At 63.5% G+C, this 19,292-nt stretch carries 11 protein-coding genes; 6 read left to right on the plus strand and 5 right to left on the minus strand.

Going from position 1 to position 19,292, the window contains the following annotated elements; genetic code table 11:
• Nucleotides 1-122: 122 nt before the first annotated feature.
• Complete coding sequence (locus VGN72_11505) at nt 123-2,369, minus strand: hypothetical protein (GenBank protein ID HEV7299982.1); 2,247 nt, start codon at nt 2,367-2,369, stop codon at nt 123-125.
• 430 nt (nt 2,370-2,799) lie between these two features.
• Here VGN72_11505 and VGN72_11510 point away from each other — a divergent pair, with 430 nt between their 5' ends.
• From VGN72_11510 to VGN72_11535, 6 genes are all read left to right on the plus strand, one after another.
• Entirely contained in the window at nt 2,800-3,834 is a 1,035-nt protein-coding gene (locus VGN72_11510) for a LacI family DNA-binding transcriptional regulator (GenBank protein HEV7299983.1), read from the plus strand.
• Nucleotides 3,835-3,842: 8 nt separating this feature from the next.
• Nucleotides 3,843-4,727: a prepilin-type N-terminal cleavage/methylation domain-containing protein gene (locus tag VGN72_11515; GenBank protein ID HEV7299984.1), complete on the plus strand. Its 885-nt coding sequence runs from the start codon at nt 3,843-3,845 to the stop codon at nt 4,725-4,727.
• A 121-nt stretch (nt 4,728-4,848) separates the two neighbouring features.
• Entirely contained in the window at nt 4,849-5,376 is a 528-nt protein-coding gene (locus tag VGN72_11520) for a hypothetical protein (GenBank protein ID HEV7299985.1), read from the plus strand.
• A gap of 104 nt (nt 5,377-5,480) precedes the next feature.
• The gene (locus VGN72_11525) at nt 5,481-6,644 is read left to right on the plus strand and encodes a hypothetical protein (protein ID HEV7299986.1); all 1,164 of its coding nucleotides are present in this window, start codon (nt 5,481-5,483) and stop codon (nt 6,642-6,644) included.
• 3 nt (nt 6,645-6,647) lie between these two features.
• Nucleotides 6,648-6,845, plus strand: a complete 198-nt coding sequence (locus VGN72_11530) for a hypothetical protein (GenBank protein HEV7299987.1) — start codon at nt 6,648-6,650, stop codon at nt 6,843-6,845.
• Nucleotides 6,846-7,073: 228 nt separating this feature from the next.
• Complete coding sequence (locus VGN72_11535; GenBank protein HEV7299988.1) at nt 7,074-10,397, plus strand: EAL domain-containing protein; 3,324 nt, start codon at nt 7,074-7,076, stop codon at nt 10,395-10,397.
• 4 nt (nt 10,398-10,401) lie between these two features.
• On the opposite strand, the gene VGN72_11540 is transcribed toward VGN72_11535, so the two are convergent.
• The 4 genes from VGN72_11540 to VGN72_11555 all read right to left on the minus strand — a co-directional run bounded on the left by VGN72_11540 (nt 10,402) and on the right by VGN72_11555 (nt 19,283).
• The gene (locus tag VGN72_11540; GenBank protein ID HEV7299989.1) at nt 10,402-12,930 is read right to left on the minus strand and encodes a sodium-translocating pyrophosphatase; all 2,529 of its coding nucleotides are present in this window, start codon (nt 12,928-12,930) and stop codon (nt 10,402-10,404) included.
• Nucleotides 12,931-13,171: 241 nt separating this feature from the next.
• Nucleotides 13,172-15,166, minus strand: a complete 1,995-nt coding sequence (locus VGN72_11545; GenBank protein HEV7299990.1) for a beta-galactosidase — start codon at nt 15,164-15,166, stop codon at nt 13,172-13,174.
• Between the two features lie 345 nt (nt 15,167-15,511).
• A complete protein-coding gene (locus VGN72_11550; protein HEV7299991.1) occupies nt 15,512-17,026 on the minus strand; it encodes a methyl-accepting chemotaxis protein in 1,515 nt (504 codons plus the stop codon).
• A 73-nt stretch (nt 17,027-17,099) separates the two neighbouring features.
• The gene (locus tag VGN72_11555) at nt 17,100-19,283 is read right to left on the minus strand and encodes a chemotaxis protein CheA (protein HEV7299992.1); all 2,184 of its coding nucleotides are present in this window, start codon (nt 19,281-19,283) and stop codon (nt 17,100-17,102) included.
• Nucleotides 19,284-19,292 lie beyond the last annotated feature (9 nt).

Consider the following 19,292-nt stretch of genomic DNA (forward strand, 5'->3'; position numbering starts at 1 on the left):
TCTGCATCGTGTGGGCTCGGTTGATGGTGATTAGTGGGTTTCGAGAAGATCGTATGTGAAAAGACCTTGCCGCTGAAGCGGCAAGGTCTTTTCTATCGGTGATGTTGGCCGAAAAGCCGGTGTTACCGAATGTGGATCGACCGCAGTTCAGCGGCGTCCATCGACAGCTTCAGTTGACCGCCTTCGGCCTGCAACGCCTTGCCCGTCGCGGCATCGGTCACCTGACCGTTGCCACCGGCGGGCAGCTTCACCACGACCTCGGCCTTCGGGGCCATGCCCGTGTTAGCGATCGCCAGCCAAGTGCCCTGCCCTTCCGTGCGAATCGAACGGACGACGACCTCGTCGTCGCTCGTCGCGTCGTTCAGCACCTCGCTCGGCAGTGCCGGCAGCGAGAGGTACGCCTGGTTGAACCGCCGGGCGTAGTGCGGGAAGCCACGGTTGAACTGGTGGCCAGCCAGGTATCCGATGTAAATCGGATCGCCGTTGGCGACGGCCGTCACCTCGGCGTGCATCATGTGGGCGCCGGTGCGCTCGACGTCCATCACGAAGTACCCGATCGATTCCTCCATCTCGTTCTCGTTCAGGCAGAAGTGCCGCACCATGCCCAGCCCCGCCTTCGAGCGGTACGCGTCAAGCGTCTCCGGCGAGCTCACGGTGTACATGCGGTTGAACGGGTAGCTGAGGACGACGCCTTCGGTCTCCTTGTAGTTGGCCGGATCGGCGCTGGGGACCGAGTGTTCCCACTCCCACTTGCCCCACGTGCCGTGCGGCGCCAGCAGCGCCTTCAGGTAGCGGTTCTCCTCCAGCACCGTGTTGAACGCGACCGGGTTGATCTCCAGGCTCTTCGCGCTGGCCAGCTGTTGCCACGCGGCCACGTCGTCGGTGACGACGGTGTTGCCACCGATGCCAACGCCGGGCTCGCTGGCGTCAGCGGTGAACAGGATCATCGCATCCTCGTTGCCAGCTTGGCGCAGATGGTCGCGCAGCGCGACGAGGAACTTCTGCCGCTGGTCGTTCCACCAGCCGATGTACTGCTCGTACATCTCGCCGCGCTGCCGCAGTTGCTCGCGCGACACCGACTTGCCGTTCATCACGTCAGTCGAGAACTTCTTCAGTGCCGAATCGGAGAAGCTGACCGGCATGTGGCTGGGCCGCGGGCGGATCCACGCGCCGGTGAAGGGCATGACGTCCTTCCAGCGGTTGATCGTGAGGTCGAGCACCTTCTTGGCATCTTCCAGAATTTCCGGCTCGGTCACGTCGGCGTAGGCCTTCTCGCTCCAGGTGATGTGCGTGTAGGCCTCCTCGTCGCTCAGCGGGCGGGCGAACTTCCTGGTGCCCGGGCTGTTGCCCCCGACGCTGCCGGCGTACTCGTAGTACGGCAGGACGGTGAAGTCGTAGCCGCCGTCCTTCAGCATCTTCAGCACGTTCTCCCAGCGCTTGGGCGTCTTGCTGGCGTTCATCCAGTTTGGCCCGCCGGGCGTGGTGTCCCAGCCCTGGTTGTGCCCGAATTCGAGCATGTCGATCGTATAGGTGTTCATGCCGAGGAACTGCATGAGGTTGGCCTTGGCGGCGTACCAGTCGACGTCGTTCTTGAAGCCCGGATCGTCACCGTTCACGATGCCGTCGCTCATCTCCTCCCGCCAGAACAGGTGCCGCCGGGGCAGATCGCCGGGCGGGTAGTTGATCGACAGCTTCAGCTTGCTCGGGTCGACGACCTCGTACAGCGCGATGCGCGAGAACGCCGCCCCTTCCGACATCGGCGCGTTCTTTGCCTTCCATTGCGAGATGATCACCGGCACACCGTCGGCCGGCGTCACGTCGCGCTTGATCGGTTGGTCGCGCGGGACCTTCAGGCTGAACGATTTGTCCTGCAGGTAGAACAACATTTGAAACTGCTCGTGCTTGCCCGACAGCGGGTACTGGAGCGATTCGGGGTTCGAGTGCACGTACCGCCCGCGCAACACGTCGCCGACGGTGGAACCGGTGTACAGGCCGCGCGAGGTCTCCGAGGCGCGGTTGTGGACGAACATCGTGCGCGGCGCGTCCTCCGGATACTCGACCTGCAGCACGTACGCGCCGTTGGCCTTCAGCCCCATGCCCTTGCCAAGGCGGTAGGTCACGTAGACGCCGACGTCGTTGGTGTTGGGGATGACGCGCGTGGGCTTGCCCAGCACGTCGCGCACCTCGCTGACGCCCTGCTTCGATTCGGTGAACGCGTGCGTGTCCTGTTCCTGCCCGACGACCACCTCATCGATGAGACGAAGTTCGCCGAACATCTCGCGTGAGGCGTCGGCCTGTTGCGCGCGGCTGACACCACCGGTGGAGACCACGACCAGGACCGCCAGGAGACGCAGGTACGGTTTCGACATAAGTTGACCTTTCATTGAAGTGTAGGGCAGCGCGTTGCTGACAAGCGACGTTAGCCGTGCCGATCATGCCCGTGAACGGCTGGCAGAAACCTCGAATTGTCCCACGAAGTGGACCGCAACCCGCGGCCTCGCGGATGGCTATAAAAGCGTCACCCATTACCACGTACCGGGGACACGTTTGCAGCCGATCCTAAGGGAAGTCCCTGATGCAGTGCAACAGTTTCGTCACATTCTAAACAGGAAGCTGCTTGTACCGTGCATACCACGCGTCGGCTAAGCCGTTGCAGAAAAAATTTGGCCGCCGATTGGCCTGATTGGAAAACGTGGGGTATTATCTGCAACAGTTGCGTCATGTTGGGCCACCACCACTTCTCTGGCCCGGACGCGCAGCTTTTGTATGCAAAACAAACGGACCCAATCGATCTACGAATTGGCCACCAAAACGGGTGTGTCAGCCAGCACGGTCAGCCGGGTGTTGAACAACCACAACGGCATCGCGCTCGCCACCCGCAGGCGGGTGCTGGACCAGGCCCGTGACGCAGGCCTGCGCCCGCGTGGCAAGTCTCGGCCGATAACGATTGGCGTCGTCGTCGACCGTCACCAGTACGCAACCGCCAGCGCGTTTGTGCCAAACCTGCTCAGCCACGTCATCCAGGCACTGTCGCACCACGACGTGGCCGTGGAACTTTGCACGGAACACAATCTCTGTCGGCTGAATGATCGATTGATCGACGGTGTGCTGGCCATGGCGTGGGACGACGTGACGGTACAACGTTTGCATCAGCTAGGTGATGTGCCGGTCGTCCTGCTGAACCGCGTGGACGTCCCTGAGTTTTCAGCCGTCGCGACCGACCACCGCATGGATGGTCAGATGGCCGTCGAATACCTCGTGGGTCGCGGGCATCGCCGGATCGCGCTGATCTGTGAAGAGCAGCACAACTGGGGTTCGCTGGAGCGTGTCGAGGGCTTCCGCGAGCAGGCCCAGCGATCTGAAATCGATCTCGACAGCAGCCTGATCGCGTTTACCGAGCACCAGCCGATGTACGGCCTGCTGCAGCGCGTTTTAGCCAGCGAACCGACCGCAATTTTCATTGCGAACGAGAACCTGGGCCTCGAGGCTTCGTATATCTTAAGAGACGTCCTTGGTGTGCGTGTGCCCGATCGGGTTTCACTGCTAGGAATGGAATCTAGCCAGGTCTCGCAGTTCCTGTCTCCCCCAATGACGACCCTCGCCCAGCCGCTGGATCAGTTGGCGAAAGCGTCGCTGGACCTGCTGCTGCGGCAGATCGAAGAAGGCGACCGCACCCCGTCGCGGCTCATCCTTCGCAATCAGATCATCGAACGCGAATCGGTCATTACGTTACCGTCCGCAACGCCCGAACAAACAAGCCCCGCCGCCGATGCAGCGAGGGCCCCGATCGTCCCGAGTTTTCCGTCAACCATTTCAGGCCATCTCTCTCTATAGGAGCACGTATGTCGCACGCTCAAACCCTGTCGGTCGAGGCTCGCTCGCCGAACAAGTATCGTGGCCGTCGTTCGGCCTTTACGCTCGTGGAACTGCTGGTCGTCATCGGCATCATCGCGCTGCTGATCAGCATCCTGTTGCCCTCGCTGAACAAGGCAAGGCAGCAGGCGAATCTTGTCGACTGCTCTGCGCGTCTACGTCAGATGGGCCAGGCCATTCACCTGTATGCCTCGCAGCATAAGGGTTACCTACCTCCGACCAATGCACATTCGGATTCATTCGTAGCAGGTTCGGCAGCGGTGAAAATCAGCGATCAGTTGGGCACTAAGAATTCCGGTTTCAATAACTTTAGTCCGGTGATGAAAGACCTAGATGTTGACGTCCCGACATCGTGGTGGCCGAAAGGTCGAGTCGACTACAGCTTCAATGAAGGACTCTTCGTCAACACGGAAATGGAAGATACGTGGTTGCCCGGTCCAACCCCAAAGCCCAAGTTTCGTGCTCGACCGATGTCTCGCGTAAGGAACTCGCAGGAAGTTGCAGCGGCGTGGGACGCGTTGGGCTTCTCGGGCTGGGATTATGTTGCCGACATGAACACCTCCGAAGGCATTTGGGATCAGCCGACCGGAGGCGGTGCAATTAAGTACGGCACTCGGTTGTTCGATTCATCTCCGTCAAGCTATTACCCCGATTACAACCGCGTAATTCCGCAGCTGCGGTACCCGCTCTCAACGTCCGGATATGGGTACTACCGTGGTCACCCCGACTTCCGACACATTCGTGGAAGTGGGAAACCTGGCACGACCGCGAATGTCCTCTTTCTAGATGGGCACGTCGAAGGCCGTAAGGTAGGCGAACTGAAGGTGAAGGATTTCTGCTTCCCGTGGCGCTAGTGCGAAACGCCGAAGCGAATACATCAGTGTCCATAGGCGTGGCAGTCTCCCGAGTGTGGAGCCTGCCACGCTCACATTCCGGGTTGTTCATCACCCACTACTTGAGCCAAGGAGAGCAACAATGGCCGTCCGAGAATTTCTAGATAAGAATCGTAACGCCACTGTTATCGGGGCTTCTCTTTTGATCGTCTTGGGTCTAGGTGCGTCACTCTATCAGTTGAGAGGGGGCAGCACGACCAGTGATGCGTTCGAAGGAAACATGTTCTTCAGCGTTGACGATGGCAAAACTTGGTTTCCAGCCGACGCTAAGAACGTTCCGCCATTCGATCACGAAGGCAAGCCTGCAGTCCTTGCGCATGTTTTTGATTGCGGTGGCACTGAGTTCGTGGGCTATTTAGAACGCTATACGCCGCAAGCACGGGAGGTTGTAGTGGCTTCGCGCAACTTCGATGCCACTACCGCCGACGGCAGTTCCCCACCTGCATTTGCGGCCGCCCTGCCACGCGCGCAGACTGAAGGCCGGCAACTAAAACGGCCGGGTGAGAAGGATTGGACTTCAGGTTCGAACTTGCCGGCTATAAATCAGATCATGCAGGTGAAATGCCCGGAGGGCAGTTCTGGATCGCCACAGGCAGTTGTTTCACGATAAGGCTCACATTAGCCCTTTAGATATCCACACGACTGATCGTCGCATCAGATATCGTCCCGACGATCTTAGCACCCGAATACGCGGGTACTCCATCAGGATACGCTATGACCTTATCGAAACATCTGCACCTTCTATCCGCTGCAGTTCTGCTTTCCACAACAGCAAGTTCGGCGCAGGTCAATCCCAAACCGCTACTGCGCGACTTCATCGGCATCAACGCCCACACGGTCCAGTTCGATCCCGAGCTTTACGCCCCGCTGTGCAAGCTGGTCCGCGATTACCACCCGTTCGACTGGGACGTGCGCGACGGCAACAGCGCTGATTTACGGGGCTTCCCGGTGGCGCAGCATATTGATTGGAAGGACACCTCCGGCAAGTTCCGCAGTTGGCATGCGCCGGTGAACTGGCACGAGTTGTACGCGTCGTGGCAGAAGCAGGGGTTTGAGATCGATGCGTGCATTCAGTTCGACGGCTTTACGCCGGACAAGTGGAAGGACATGCCAGCCGACGCGTATCGGTACGGGAAGGCGTTCGCGGAGTACTTTGGACCGTCGGGGGCGAACAAGCTGGTGACGTCGGTCGAGATCGGCAACGAGCCGGCGGGGCAGAAGCGGTTCAGCCCAGAGCAGTACAAGGTCATCTTCGAAAACATGGCGCGCGGCGTGCGCGACGGGGACCCGAAGCTGCAGATCCTCACCTGCACCGTTGAGGCGGGCGAGCCCGACGGCTGGTCGATGCCGCTGGACCTGTTCAAGGATTCGTCCAACCTGTACGACGTCATCAACCTGCACAAGTACGCGCTCATGGAAGGCTGGCCGAGCTTCGAGCGCACCTATCCTGAGAACGCGACGGTGAACTATCGGGGGCAGCTGCAGAAGTCGATCGACTGGCGCGATGCGAACGCGCCGGGCAAGGAAGTGTGGGTCACCGAGTTCGGCTACGACGCGTCCACCAAGGAACCGGCGGCCGACAACAGCAAGTGGAAGGACTCGACCGACCTGCAGCAGGCGCAGTGGATCGTGCGGTCGTTCCTGATGTTCTCGGAAATGAACCTCGACCGCGCCTACCTTTACTGGTTCAACGACAGCGACGCCCCCAGCTTCCACGCGGCGTCGGGCGTCACGCGCAACATGGAACCCAAGCCCAGCTACCACGCCATGCGGCACCTGTACCAAAGCCTCGGCGACTACCGCTTCGCAAAGGCTGTCGAGAAGGTGGACGACGATGTGTACGTGTTCGAGTACGCCCACGGGCAGGATCCGGATTAGCTCGTGTGGGTCGCGTGGTCGGCCACGGGAAGTGACCGGACGACCGATAAATCGCTGACGTTGCCCGGCCAGCTCGTGAAGGTCGAGCAGATGCCCACGACCGATCAACCCGCCGCCACCCCCGCGGTCGAACAGGCGGCCGATCGTTCGGTTCAGCTGAAATTGACGGAATCGCCGACCTACCTTTGGCTGAAGCGGTAATCGCTGATCGACGACGCGATCCGCACGACAACGTGACACGGGCGGTGGAAGCAGGCCGATTGGCTCGCAACCATCGCCCGTTTTCATGCGCGAGTGCGACGCTGAACCAATCCGCTGATCGCTTCAGCCGGCGGCGCATCTGCCCGATGAATAAAGTGCCGTACAGCAGTTTTGTAACGCTGCGGCATATCAAAGGCACTTCTTGAAACGCGCCGCGGAGAAGTAGGAATGACCACGGCTGGCCAGGTTGGCGGGGGAGCGATTGCGACCAGCGCCCAAGGTGCGGGCCAGCTCGGCATGGTCAGCGATCTGCAGGGCCTGCTGGATTCCGTCATCGCGCGCTCCACCGCCGGCATCTGCGCCGCCGAGGCGATTCGCGATGCGGGTGGGACGATCATCGACTTCCGCTGGCTATTGGCCAACGACGCGGCGCTGCGCCTCATGGGGCTGCCGGGCCAGCACATTATCGGTCGCTGCGTGCTGGAGGTCATCCCGGGCCTGAAGGACTCGGGCCTGTTCGACAAATACGTCAACGTGGCCGACACCGGAACGCCCTACCGCGTACAACGGCGGTACGCTCATGACGGGCTGGACTTCGTCGCCGACATTTCCGCCACCCGGTTCGGCGATGGCATTGCCGTGACGTTCGCAGACATCACCGAACACAAGGTCGCGCAGCAGGCGCTAACTGAAAGCATCGAACGATTCGAACGCGTGCTGGCGACCGTGCAGGACGTGATCTACGTCATCGACGCCCAGGGCCGCTTCACCTCGCTCAGCGATGCGTTCGCGACCAGCACGGGCTGGACGTGCAGCGAATGGGTCGGGCAACCGTTCGCCAACCTGATTCACCCGACCGACCTGCCCTTCGTCGCCAGCCGCTTCGCCATCACGATGGGCGGCGAGTCGCCACCAGCGTTCGAGACGGGCATCCTCTGCAAGGATGGCTCGTACCGCACGTTTCAGGTCAGCATCGCGCCATCGCGCGAACAGGGGCGCATCACCGGAGTGATCGGCGTCGGCCGCGATGTGACCGAACGTCGGGCCGAGGAAGCCGTGCGGGCGCGCTTGGCGGCGATCATCGAAAGCTCGGACGATGCGATCATCAGCGCGACGCTCGACGGCACGATTAACAGTTGGAACGCCGGCGCCGAACAGATCTTCGGTTACGCGGCTAAGGAGGCGGTCGGTCGCCCGCTGGACATCATCTGCCCGCCCGAGTTGAAGGCCGGCGCAGACCGCCTGCTGGAGCTGGTGCGACAGGGTCGGCGGGTTGCGCATCATGAGATCGACCGGTTGAAGAAGGGCAACGAGCGCATCTGCGTCTCGGTGTCCATCTCGCCCATTCGCGATGCGGCCGGCAACATCACCGGCATCTCGAAGATCGCGCGCGACGTTTCGACGCAGCGGCGCGCCGGTGACACGCTGCGATTCCAGAAAGCGCTGCTCGAAGCGCAGAGCGAGGTATCGATCGAGGGCATTCTCGTCACCTCGCCGGGCGGGTCGATCGTCTCGTACAACCGACGGTTCGCCGAGCTGTGGAACCTATCAAGCGAAGTGCTGGCCAGCCGCTCCGACGACGACGCCCTTCGCGCCGTAAGCGGCCAGCTGGTGGACCCCGCGGCGTTCGCGGCGCGCGTTGCGCACCTCATGCGCAACCTTGACGAGCGCGGGCGCGACGAGATCCAGCTGCGCGATGGTCGCACGTTCGACCGGTACACCGCGCCGCTCTGCGATGGCGACGGGACGAGCTACGGGCGCATCTGGTACTTCCGCGACGTGAGCGAGCAAAAGCAGGCCGAGCGTGCGCTGGCCGAATCGGAACGGTTCGCGCGATCGGCGTTGGACGCGCTGACGTCGCACATCGCGATTCTGGACCAGCATGGCACGATCATCGCGGTGAACAGTGCCTGGCGGAAGTTCGGCGAAGATGCAGGCGACGGCGGCAATGGCAGGACCGGCGTGGGTGCCAATTACCTTGACACGTGCGATCGATCCAGCCGAAGCGAAGACGATACTCCCGCCAGCGTCGCCCGCGGCCTGCGCGCCATCATCAGTGGCGAGCAGAGCACGTTCACGATCGAGTACCCGTGCCACGCGCCGAACGAACGGCGGTGGTTCGCGATGCGCGCCTCGCGCTTCGCGGGCGATGGGCCGGTTCGCGTGGTGGTGGCGCACGACAACGTCACCGACCGCCGCACCGCCGAGGAACGACTACGCCACGATTCGCTGCATGACGCGTTGACCGGCCTGCCCAACCGCGCGATGTTCAACGAGCGCATTGCGCAGGAGGCCGCCAAGGCCACTGGTGACGCGGGCGTGGGATTCGCCGTGCTCTTCTTGGATCTGGACCGGTTCAAGGTCATCAACGACAGCCTCGGACACGCCGCCGGCGACCGGTTGCTGGTGACGATCTCCGAGCGGTTGCGACGCGTGCTGCAGGCAGCGACCCAAAGCCAGCCGCACGCCTCGTTCGAGGTCGCGCGGCTGGGCGGCGACGAGTTCACGGTGCTGCTGGCCGGCCTGCGCAGCGCGAGCGACGCGGCCCGCATCGCCGAGCAATTGCTGGCCGCGGTCGCGCATCCGGTGGACTACCAGGGGCAGGAGATGACGACGACCGCCAGCATTGGCATCGTGCTGGCCGACCGCGCGAACCCGCACCCGCGCGACCTCCTGCGCGACGCCGATGCCGCGATGTATAAGGCCAAGGCCGAGGGGAAGAACCGCTACGCGATCTTCGACGAGACGATGCACGCGCAGGCCATGCAGCGGCTAAGGGCCGAGAGCGAGTTGCGCCACGCGGTGTCGCGCAACGAGATGCAGCTTCACTATCAGCCCGTCGTCGCGCTGAGCACCGGCGCACTGGCCGGCTTCGAGGCGTTGCTGCGCTGGTCCAAGGACGGCGCCCTGATCAAACCGCTGGACTTCATCCCGATCGCCGAGGATACGGGTCTGATCGTGCCGATCGGACGCTGGGTGATCAGCGAGGCCGTGCGCCAGGCGGCGGTCTGGCGGGCGCAGCTGCCCAGTTCGGTCCCGTTGCGCGTCGCGGTGAACGTGTCGCGCCGGCAACTGCAGGACCCGGGGCTCGTCGCGCACGTGCGTGCGCAACTGCAAACCCATGCGCTGGACCCGGCGGACCTGATGCTGGAGATCACCGAGAGCGTGATCATGGACGACCGCATCAACGCCCGGGACATGCTCGACCAGCTGCGCGCCATCGGCGTGCGCGTGGCGGTGGACGACTTTGGCACTGGCTATTCCAGCCTGAGCTGCCTGCATAAGTTTCCGGTCGACCTGCTGAAGGTCGACCGCGCGTTCATCGCCAACCTCGACCGCCGGCGCGACGCCGCCGTGCTGCACGCGGTGATGGACCTGGCGCACAACCTCAGCATGACCGTGGTCGCCGAGGGCATCGAGAAGGCCGAGCAGGTCGCGTTCCTGCAGGCGGTCGGGTGCGATCTGGGGCAGGGCTTCCTCTTCGCCAAGCCCCTGTCGGCCGACGAGGCGACCGCCTACCTCAGGCAATCGCGCATCGCCACGGCCGCCTGATGAATCAGCCAACCTCGTCGGCGACGCTCTGGATTCGCATCCCGTAGAACGAGCGGTAGACGAAGATCAACGCCACAGCGAAGAACGCAACCGCGAGGATGTGCCGCAGGTCAGCGTGCCCATCTTTGCTGAGCTGCAGCGCCAGTTCCACCGCGAGCAAACCGAAGAGCGTGCTGAACTTGATGATTGGGTTGAGCGCGACCGAGCTGGTGTCCTTGAACGGGTCGCCGACCGTGTCGCCGACGATCGAGGCATCATGCAACGGCGTGCCCTTGGCCCGCAGTTCGGTCTCGACGATCTTCTTGGCGTTGTCCCACGCGCCACCGGCGTTGGCCATGAAGATCGCCTGAAACAGGCCGACGATCGCCAGTCCGATCAGGAAGCCGATGAAGAAGTATTCCTCGATGAACGCGGTCGCCAGCGTCATGAAAAATATGGTAACGAAGATGTTAATCATCCCTTTTTGGGCATAAATAGTACAGATTTCAACGACCTTCTTGGAGTCTTCGGTGCTGGCCTTCGTCTCGCCATCGAGTTTCATCGTGCGCTTGATGTACTCGACGGCGCGGTACGCGCCGGTGATGACCGCCTGACAGCTGGCGCCGCTGAACCACATCACGACCGCGGCCCCCATGATGATGCCCAGCAGGAACGGCGCGTGCAGGATCGACAGCTTGGCGATGTTCTCGGTGACCGTCAGGCCGTCGGTCAGGATCATGATGAGCGAGAAGATCATCGTCGTGGCGCCCACGACGGCGGTGCCGATGAGCACGGGTTTTGCGGTGGCCTTGAACGTGTTGCCGGCACCGTCGTTCTCTTCCAGCAGCGTCTTGGCGGCGACGAAGTCGGCATCGGCGATGCCGAAGTTCTGCTGCAGGTCGGTCCGGATGTTCGGCTGTTCCTCAATCAGCGAAAGTTCGTAGACGCTTTGGGCGTTGTCGGTCACCGGGCCGTAACTGTCGACCGCGATCGTGACCGGCCCCATGCCCAGGAAGCCAAACGCCACCAGGCCAAACGCAAAGATCGCCTCGGCCGGCATGATCGACGCCAACCCTGTGTCTCTGCCACCGATCTGGCTGATGCCGTACGCGATCGCCATCAACCCGCCAATCGTGATGCCCCCCACCCAGAACGCGCTGAAGTTGCCCGATGACAGCCCCGACAGAATGTTGAGCGACGCCCCACCCTCCCGCGATGCCGTCACCACTTCCCGCACGTGCCGCGAGTGGACGGACGTGAAGACCTTCGTCACCTCAGGGATAATCGCCCCGGCCAGCGTGCCGCAGGTGATGATCGTCGCCAGCAGCCACCACAGGTCGGTATTGACGGTGCCATCGCGCATCGTGATCTCGTGGATCAAAAAGTACGAAGCGATGTACGTCGCCGCGATCGACAGGATCGAGGCGATCCACACCAGCGTCGTCAGCGGCACCTCGTAGTTGAAACTGCGCACGTTGGCGAAGCGCGACTTGGCGATGGCCTCGTTGACGAAGTAGGCCAGCCCCGACGTGATGACCATCAGCAGGCGCATCGCGAAGATCCAGACGAGCAACTGCACCTGAACCACCGGGCTGGCGATCGCCAGCAGGATGAATGCGATCAGCGCCACGCCGGTCACACCGTACGTTTCGAACCCGTCGGCCGATGGGCCGACCGAGTCGCCCGCGTTGTCGCCCACGCAGTCGGCGATCACGCCGGGGTTGCGGGCGTCGTCCTCCTTGATCTTGAAGACGATCTTCATCAGGTCGGCGCCGATGTCGGCGATCTTCGTAAAGATGCCGCCGGCCACGCGCAGCGCCGCGGCGCCGAGCGATTCACCGATCGCAAAGCCGATGAAGCAGGCGCCGGCAAGGTTCGGTGGCACGAACAGCAGGATGCAGAGCATCAGGAACAGCTCGACGCTGATCAGCACCATGCCGATCGACATGCCGGCCTTCAGCGGGATCGCGTAGCACGGATACCCGTACCCGCGGAGCGACGCATGCGCGGTGCGGCTGTTGGCGAACGTATTAACGCGAATGCCGAACCACGCGACCGCGGTCGAACCGGCCATGCCGATCAGGCTGAACGCGACGATCATCGCCACGCTGCCCATTGGGTAGCCCGCGGTCATCTGCGCCACACCATCCAGGATCACGCCAGTCGGGTACTCGGCGAGAAAACCGAAGTAAGCGACCACCGCGATCGTCATCAGCGCCCACAGCCCCATCAGGAACCGGCCCTGGGTGAACAGGTACGTTTTGCACGTCTCGTAGATTAGCTCCGACACCTCCAGCATCGTGCGGTGCGCGGGCATGCGCTTCAGCTGCGCGCAGATCATCAAGCCAAACAGCAGCCCAAGCAGCGGGATGAACATGCCCGCCAGGAGCAGTGTGTGACCGCTAAGGCCGAAGAAATCCACGGCGTTGGCATCGCTTAATTCGGCTGGGATGTGAAGGTCTGCCTCACTGGCAGCTGCGATGGACGGAACGAGCAGCGACGACGCAACAACGACAAGCGGTACGGCCCGCCTGGAAAGGGTTGCTACCTGCATAGGATTTTCCGCTCCAGAGATGATTAAAGGCGAGCGGCACGACCGGAATGTCCCCGATCACCGAGACCGCCGCGCCCGTTTCCTTGTGCGGCATCATAACACCCGCGCGGGTCCTGCCCAATCCTGATAATTCGGTCTGACAATCTCGATTGGTCCGACCGCCTCCCCACAGGGAGGAGGCTCCTCGCTTCATACGTGCGCGTTGCGCGCTCGTGGCGCTGCCGGCGCACGCGCGCGGTTATCACGCGCCATCGAAGATGACGAAAGCCGACGTGAACGGCGCAACGGTGATCGCCGTCCCTACCCGGCGGCCATCGTCCAGCATGTCCCGCCCCGTTGCCGGCAGGTTGATCACGTGCGGCACCGCATCCCAGTTCACGATCGCCCAGGCCTTGCGGCCATCAACCGCGGTGTGTGGGAAAAGGGAAACGCGCTCCGGTGTCGGCACGAGATCAATCCCTTCGCGCCGAAGGATGTCGCCGTAAACCACCGCCCGCTCGGCCGGCTCGATCCGGCTGCCCAGCACGTAGATGCGGCCCTTGCCAAACGGTCGGCTGATGCCCCACGCCGCCTTACCGAGCCGTGGGTGGTCGTACGTGCCCAGCACCTCGTCATCGACCGACGCGTCGAACACGATCGACCGCATGCTGGCGTGCGCCCTCGTGCCATTGGCGAGCGTGATGCCGTTGCCAGTACCTTTGCCGAGCGACAGCGTGAACTTCGTGCGGAATCCAAGCATCGCCTCGACCGCGCCCAGTTCACCCTCGGTCGGCACGGTGTGATCGCGATCGCGGTACCCGCAGTACGGCCCCGCGACCCACGCGCCGCCATTCTCAAGATGCTCGCGCATGCGCTGCAGGAAGTCGCTCGACGCGTGCGGCAGGTAGGGCGAGAAGACGATGCGATACCCCGTCACCGGCGCCTGGTCGTAGATCACGTCGCGCCACAGGCCAAGTCGGCGCAGCGTCTGGTACTCCTCTTCCAGACGGGCGCGAAAGTTGAAGTTCGGTTCTAGCCCGGCCACCCGGTCGACGAAAAAGAAATGTCCGTTCGTCTCCGATCTCACGAACGCAGCCGGTGCGCGTGCGGGTCGAAACTCGCGCAACAGTGGCTCCAGTTGCTGCCGTAACTTGCTGATCTTCTCGATCTCGTGCCACCCGCTCGACGGGCGACCGGCCACGCTGACGATCGCGTTGTGGTCGATCTCAGCGCCCGCCCTCTGTTGCCGCCAGGGCCAGTAGCTAAGCCCGTGCGACCCACTGGCGAAGTTCATCATCGCAAAGCATGGCAACCACCCTGCCGGCGCCAGCTCACCATACAGGTACCCCTCCGAGCCGGTCTCCATCGTCCAGAACGGCGTGCCCGCTTTCAGGCAGCGAAAGCAGTCAAATCGGTACAGGACGTGCTCAGGATGGTGGCCGTCCACATAGGTGTCGGTCGCGGCGAAGTCGAGTTCGCGCGTGAGGTCCCACTCGTCGACGCTGTCCTCACTGTTGTGCGTGATCGGCGCATAGCTGTACTTTCGAATCACCTCTATCTGCTCGCGCTGAAACGCGACTACGGAGTCGTTCATGTACCGCCGATAGTTCGTCAACAGCGACATGCTGTGCGAGTAGGTCGGAAGTGGCCACGGCGCGGGCACCTGCTCGAACGCGCCGTACCGTTGGCTCCAGACTTCGGTGCCCCACGAGGCGTTCAATGCTTCGATGTCACCGTCGTACCGCGCGCGCAACCACTCGTGCCAACCCGCGATGGCCGGTTCTGACAGCGACAGCTTCTGGTGGCCGCGCAGCTCGTTGTCCGTCTGCCATGCGATGAGCGCCGGGTGATCGCCGAGCCCCTGTGCCACCGCCTCGTTCACGCATCGACAATAATCGCGGAACAGCGGGTTGTTGTAGTCAGCCTGCTGCCGACCACCATGGCCATACTGACGGCCGCTCTGGTCGACGTAACCCAGTTCGGGGCGCGTGTGCAGCAACCACGCCGGCGGCGTAGCAGTGGGCGTGCAGAGGACGACGCCGATGTCGTGCGCATGCGCCAGGTCCATCGCGTCGCGCATCCACTGCGTTTCGAACCGCCCCTCGGCTGGCTCGAAACGCGCCCACGCGAATTCGCCGACACGCACGGCGTTGATGCCGAGCTGCACCATCAGGCGGACGTCCTGCTCGAGCACGTCGCGCCCCCACTGTTCCGGATACCACGCGGCCCCAAGACGCAGGACGGGTTTCTGTGCCATGACGATGTCGCTTTCACCGCTGATATGCGAGCGTGATCGTGCCGCTCGGAACACGCGATCGCGTCGTGCAACCGTTGCGTTATCGTCGTGATGATTTGTGGGGCGTCAATGAAAGGGAGGGTAGATGCAGGAGCAGGCCTCCGCGCGTGCCGCTGCATGAATGGTCGTCATCTCTGAAATGACGCGAAAGATCTTTGCATCCCCAAAGTGAATACGGGGGGAGATCCTTCGGAGTACCTCAGGATGACGGCTTGGCGATTGGGCTACTTTTTCAGTTGCATAGGTGCGAACAGAAAAGGGCAGGCACGGAGGCCTGCCCCTACTCTTGGTTTCTAATCAGAACGCTTACGCCGCGGCGCGATACGTATGGGCGGAGCGTTCAGTGGTTGAGGCGTTCGCAGCGGTAGTGGCGAATCGCGGGCCTGATCCTGTGACGCTCGGCATGCGGCCACCGACCATCGCCAGCAGCTCGCGGACCACGCACTGAAGCTGCTCGGCCTGGCTGCTCAGCTGTTCGGCGGCGGCGGCGCCTTCCTCGGCGCCGGCGGCGGTTTGCTGGGTGACGCTGTCGATCTGCGCAATCGACCCGTTCACCTGTGCGGTGCCGCTCGCCTGTTCCTTCACCGCTGCCGCGATCTCCAGGATCAGCCCGTTCAACTGCGTCGCCGACGCGTTGATCTCGCCCAGCGTGGCCGCGGCCTCGTCGGCCAGGGTGGCGCCAGTGCGCGAGGATTGGACCGACGCCTCGATCAGCGCGGCCGTGTTGCGGGCCGCCTCTGCACTGCGCATCGCGAGGTTGCGCACTTCCTCGGCAACCACCGCAAAGCCCTTGCCGGCCTCACCGGCGCGGGCGGCCTCCACGGCGGCGTTCAACGCGAGCAGGTTGGTCTGGAACGCGATCTCGTCGATCGACTTGAGAATCTGTGACGTCTTGGCGGCGCTCTGCTGGATGTCCACCATCGCGGTGCCCATGCGGGACATCACCTCGTTGCCCTTGGCGGCGGCGCGTTGTGCGTCGGCGGAGATGGACGTGGCCCGGCCGGCGCTTTCGGCGCTGGTGCGGCTCATCGCGGCCATCTCGACCAGCGCGCTCGTGCTTTCCTCCAGAGCGCCGGCCTGTTCGCTGGCGCCCTGCGCGAGGCTTTGGCTGGACGATGCCACCTGCCCGGCGGCATCGGCCACCTGGCTTGCGCCCTCAGCGAGCGTGTTGGCCAAGCGGTTCAACAGCCGACCCGTGCTGCGCGAGATCAGCAGCGCGATGGCCGCCCCACCCAGCACCGCCAGCAGTACGCCCGCGGTGATCAGGCGCACCGACCGCGCCACGGTCGCATCGATCTGGGTCGACGCGGCTTCGGCACTGTTGCGGTTGAAGTCGGTCAGCTGTCCGATGGCTCCCTGGTACTTGTCGTACGCCGGCACAACCTTCGCTTCCAGCTGGGCGTAGACCTCTTCGGGCGTGGTCGCCTTCAGCGCGACGTTGCGCTGCGCGATGTACTCCTTGCGGGCGGCCCCCACCGCGTCGAACAGCGCGCGGTCGGCGGGGTCGGTGATGGCGCTCTCGTACTCGGCGTACAGCGCGGTGAGCGCCGCGGTCGTGGTCTTCATCTCGGCGTCCACGCTGGCTTTGTCCTTCGGATCTCGCGCGAACAGCTGCTTGAACATCCGACCGTTGTTCGTCGCGATGCAGTTCTGCATCTGCAACGTCCGCTGTACCGCGGGCAGGCTGACCTGCGTAACGGCCCTGCTGTCCCGCTGAACCGAGGTCAGGTTCATCAGGCTGAACCCGCCGAGCCCGGCGCTGAGCAGAATGGTCGCGGTGAAACCGAGTGCAATTCGTTTGCCGATCGTCATCTTCATCATCGTCACCTGTGTAGACTAGAACATACGTACACACGTCTCCGCCGTGGCGGGTGGTGCTTGATTGAATGGGAACTTAAGCCGCGGCGGCCAGGTCGATCAGGCCGGGCACGTCGAGGATCATGCTGACGCTGCCGTCGCCCAGGATCGCGCCACCGGAGATGCCCGGCACCGTGCCGACGCCCTCCCCCAGCGACTTGATCACCACCTGCTGCTGGCCAAGCAGTTCGTCGACCAGCAGACAGCAGCAGCGGTCGTTGTCCTGCACGACGACGACGAGCGCATCGGTCGGGTCTTCCTTGGCGCCGTTGACGTTGAACATGCTGTATAGCCGGAACAGCGGCAGCAAGCGGTCGCGCACCATGCACATCTCGCCGCGACCCTGAATGCTCGACAGCTGCTCGGGCGTGGGGCGCAGGCTCTTTTCGATGCTGGTGATCGGCACGATGTACTGTTCAGACCCGACGCGCACGATCAGCCCGTCGATGACGGCCAGCGTGAGCGGCAGTTGGATGGTGAACGTGGCGCCCTTGCCTTCGACCGACGTGATGTCGATCCGGCCGCGCAGCGACTCGACATTGCGCTTCACCACATCCATGCCGACGCCGCGGCCCGACACGTCGGTGATCTGCTCGGCGGTGGACAGGCCGGCGTGGAAGATGAGCTGGAAGATCTGCTGATCCGTCAGTTCGTCCCCCTCGGCGACGATGCCGGCGGCGATCGCCTTCTTCAGGATGCGCTGCTTGTTCAGCCCGCGGCCGTTGTCGGCGATCTCGACGAAGATCTTGCCCGCCTGCTGATAGGCACGCAGTTCGATCCGCCCGACGCGCGGCTTGCCGGCGGCAAAGCGCACGTCCGGCATCTCCACACCATGGTCGGCGGCGTTGCGCACCATGTGGATCAGCGGATCGCTGATCGCTTCCACAACGTTGCGGTCGAGTTCGGTCTCGCCACCGATCACGTTCAGTTCGATCTCCTTGCCACTCTTTCGGGTCAAATCGCGGACGAGGCGGGCCATCTTCTGGAAGACGCCGTGGATCGGCACCATGCGCATCGACATCGACAGGTCCTGCAGTTCACGCGTGAGCTTGCCGAGGTGACCGATGTTGCGCGTCATGCGCTGCCCGGCGGTGGCGCCGAGGATGGACTTGGCGTCCTGGGCCACCATCGACTGGGCGATGACGAGCTCGCCAACCATGTTGATGAGGGAATCGAGCCGATCGGTCGCCACCTTCACGGTGCCATCGCCAGCAGTGGCGTTGGAGTTGTTGCCGGCAGGGGCTGCGTTTGCGGCCGGCGCTTCGGCTCGCGGTTGCGGCGCCGCGGGACGCGGTGTTTCAGTTTGAGGAGCGGCGGCAACCGGCGCGCTTGCGATTGTGGATGAAGGCTTCGCGTCGGTCGCAACGGCGGCCACTGGGACGGCGGCAGCGGCGACGGGCGCAGTGGCGCCCTTGGCATCCACGCAGGCCTTCAGGCGATCGATCAGCGATAGCAACCGATCGTTCGGTGGCGTGGCGACGCCGGCCTTGGCGGCGGCGTCGGTCGCCAGCACCAGCGCCTTGGCGACGTCCACCGATTCCAGCACGAGGTCGATCGACCCATGCTCCAGCCGCACCTCACCCTTGCGCGCCAAGTCCAGCAAATTCTCGGCCGAGTGGGCGAGGGCGCCGATCTGGCGCAGGTTAAGGAAGCCGGAGACGCCCTTGATCGTGTGGAACGCGCGGAAGATCGCGTTCAGGCATTCGACGTCATCCGCATGCGCCTCGAGCTTCAGCAACTCGGCCTCGGCGGCCTCCAGGTGGCCCAGAGCCTCGGCGACGAACTCCTGCACCAGCGGCAGGTCGTCGGCGGCGATCGGGCGCTCGTCGGCGGCGTAGTCGGTGTGTTGGACGGCAGCGGCGGTTGGCGTTGCGGCGGTCGCGGGGATGCTGGCAACGGCGGCGTCGGGCGTGGGCCGCTGGCTCGGCGAGCTGTCGATGCTCGAGATGGCGCGCACCATGTCGGTCACCGTATCGCTCAACTGCTTCAGCGCCGCAGCGGTGTCCTGGGCTTCGCGCAGGATCAGGCTTTCCACGATCTTCTCGGCCGTCGTTGCACGGTCGACGACCGCGCTCGACTTGCCACTGGCCACGGCGCTCTGCAGGTCGCCGTGCAGCGCCGCCAGCGCGACGACGTCTTCGGCGTCGGCCATCACCACGGCAGAGGCGATGCGCTCGACGAGCGCCGTCAGTTCGCCGGCATCCTGTTGGTTCGACGGCAAGGTTACGTT

Source organism: Tepidisphaeraceae bacterium (assembly GCA_035998445.1).
Classification (GTDB): Bacteria; Planctomycetota; Phycisphaerae; order Tepidisphaerales; family Tepidisphaeraceae; genus DASYHQ01.

Excerpts from the sequence above, each read along its gene's own strand:
- VGN72_11505 (HEV7299982.1), bottom strand. The coding sequence starts at position 2,369 with ATGTCGAAACCGTACCTGCGTCTCCTGGCGGTCCTGGTCGTGGTCTCC.
- VGN72_11515 (HEV7299984.1), top strand. The coding sequence starts at position 3,843 with ATGTCGCACGCTCAAACCCTGTCGGTCGAGGCTCGCTCGCCGAACAAG.
- VGN72_11520 (HEV7299985.1), top strand. The coding sequence starts at position 4,849 with ATGGCCGTCCGAGAATTTCTAGATAAGAATCGTAACGCCACTGTTATC.
- VGN72_11525 (HEV7299986.1), top strand. The coding sequence starts at position 5,481 with ATGACCTTATCGAAACATCTGCACCTTCTATCCGCTGCAGTTCTGCTT.
- VGN72_11535 (HEV7299988.1), top strand. The coding sequence starts at position 7,074 with ATGACCACGGCTGGCCAGGTTGGCGGGGGAGCGATTGCGACCAGCGCC.
- VGN72_11540 (HEV7299989.1), bottom strand. The coding sequence starts at position 12,930 with ATGCAGGTAGCAACCCTTTCCAGGCGGGCCGTACCGCTTGTCGTTGTT.
- VGN72_11545 (HEV7299990.1), bottom strand. The coding sequence starts at position 15,166 with ATGGCACAGAAACCCGTCCTGCGTCTTGGGGCCGCGTGGTATCCGGAA.
- VGN72_11550 (HEV7299991.1), bottom strand. The coding sequence starts at position 17,026 with ATGATGAAGATGACGATCGGCAAACGAATTGCACTCGGTTTCACCGCG.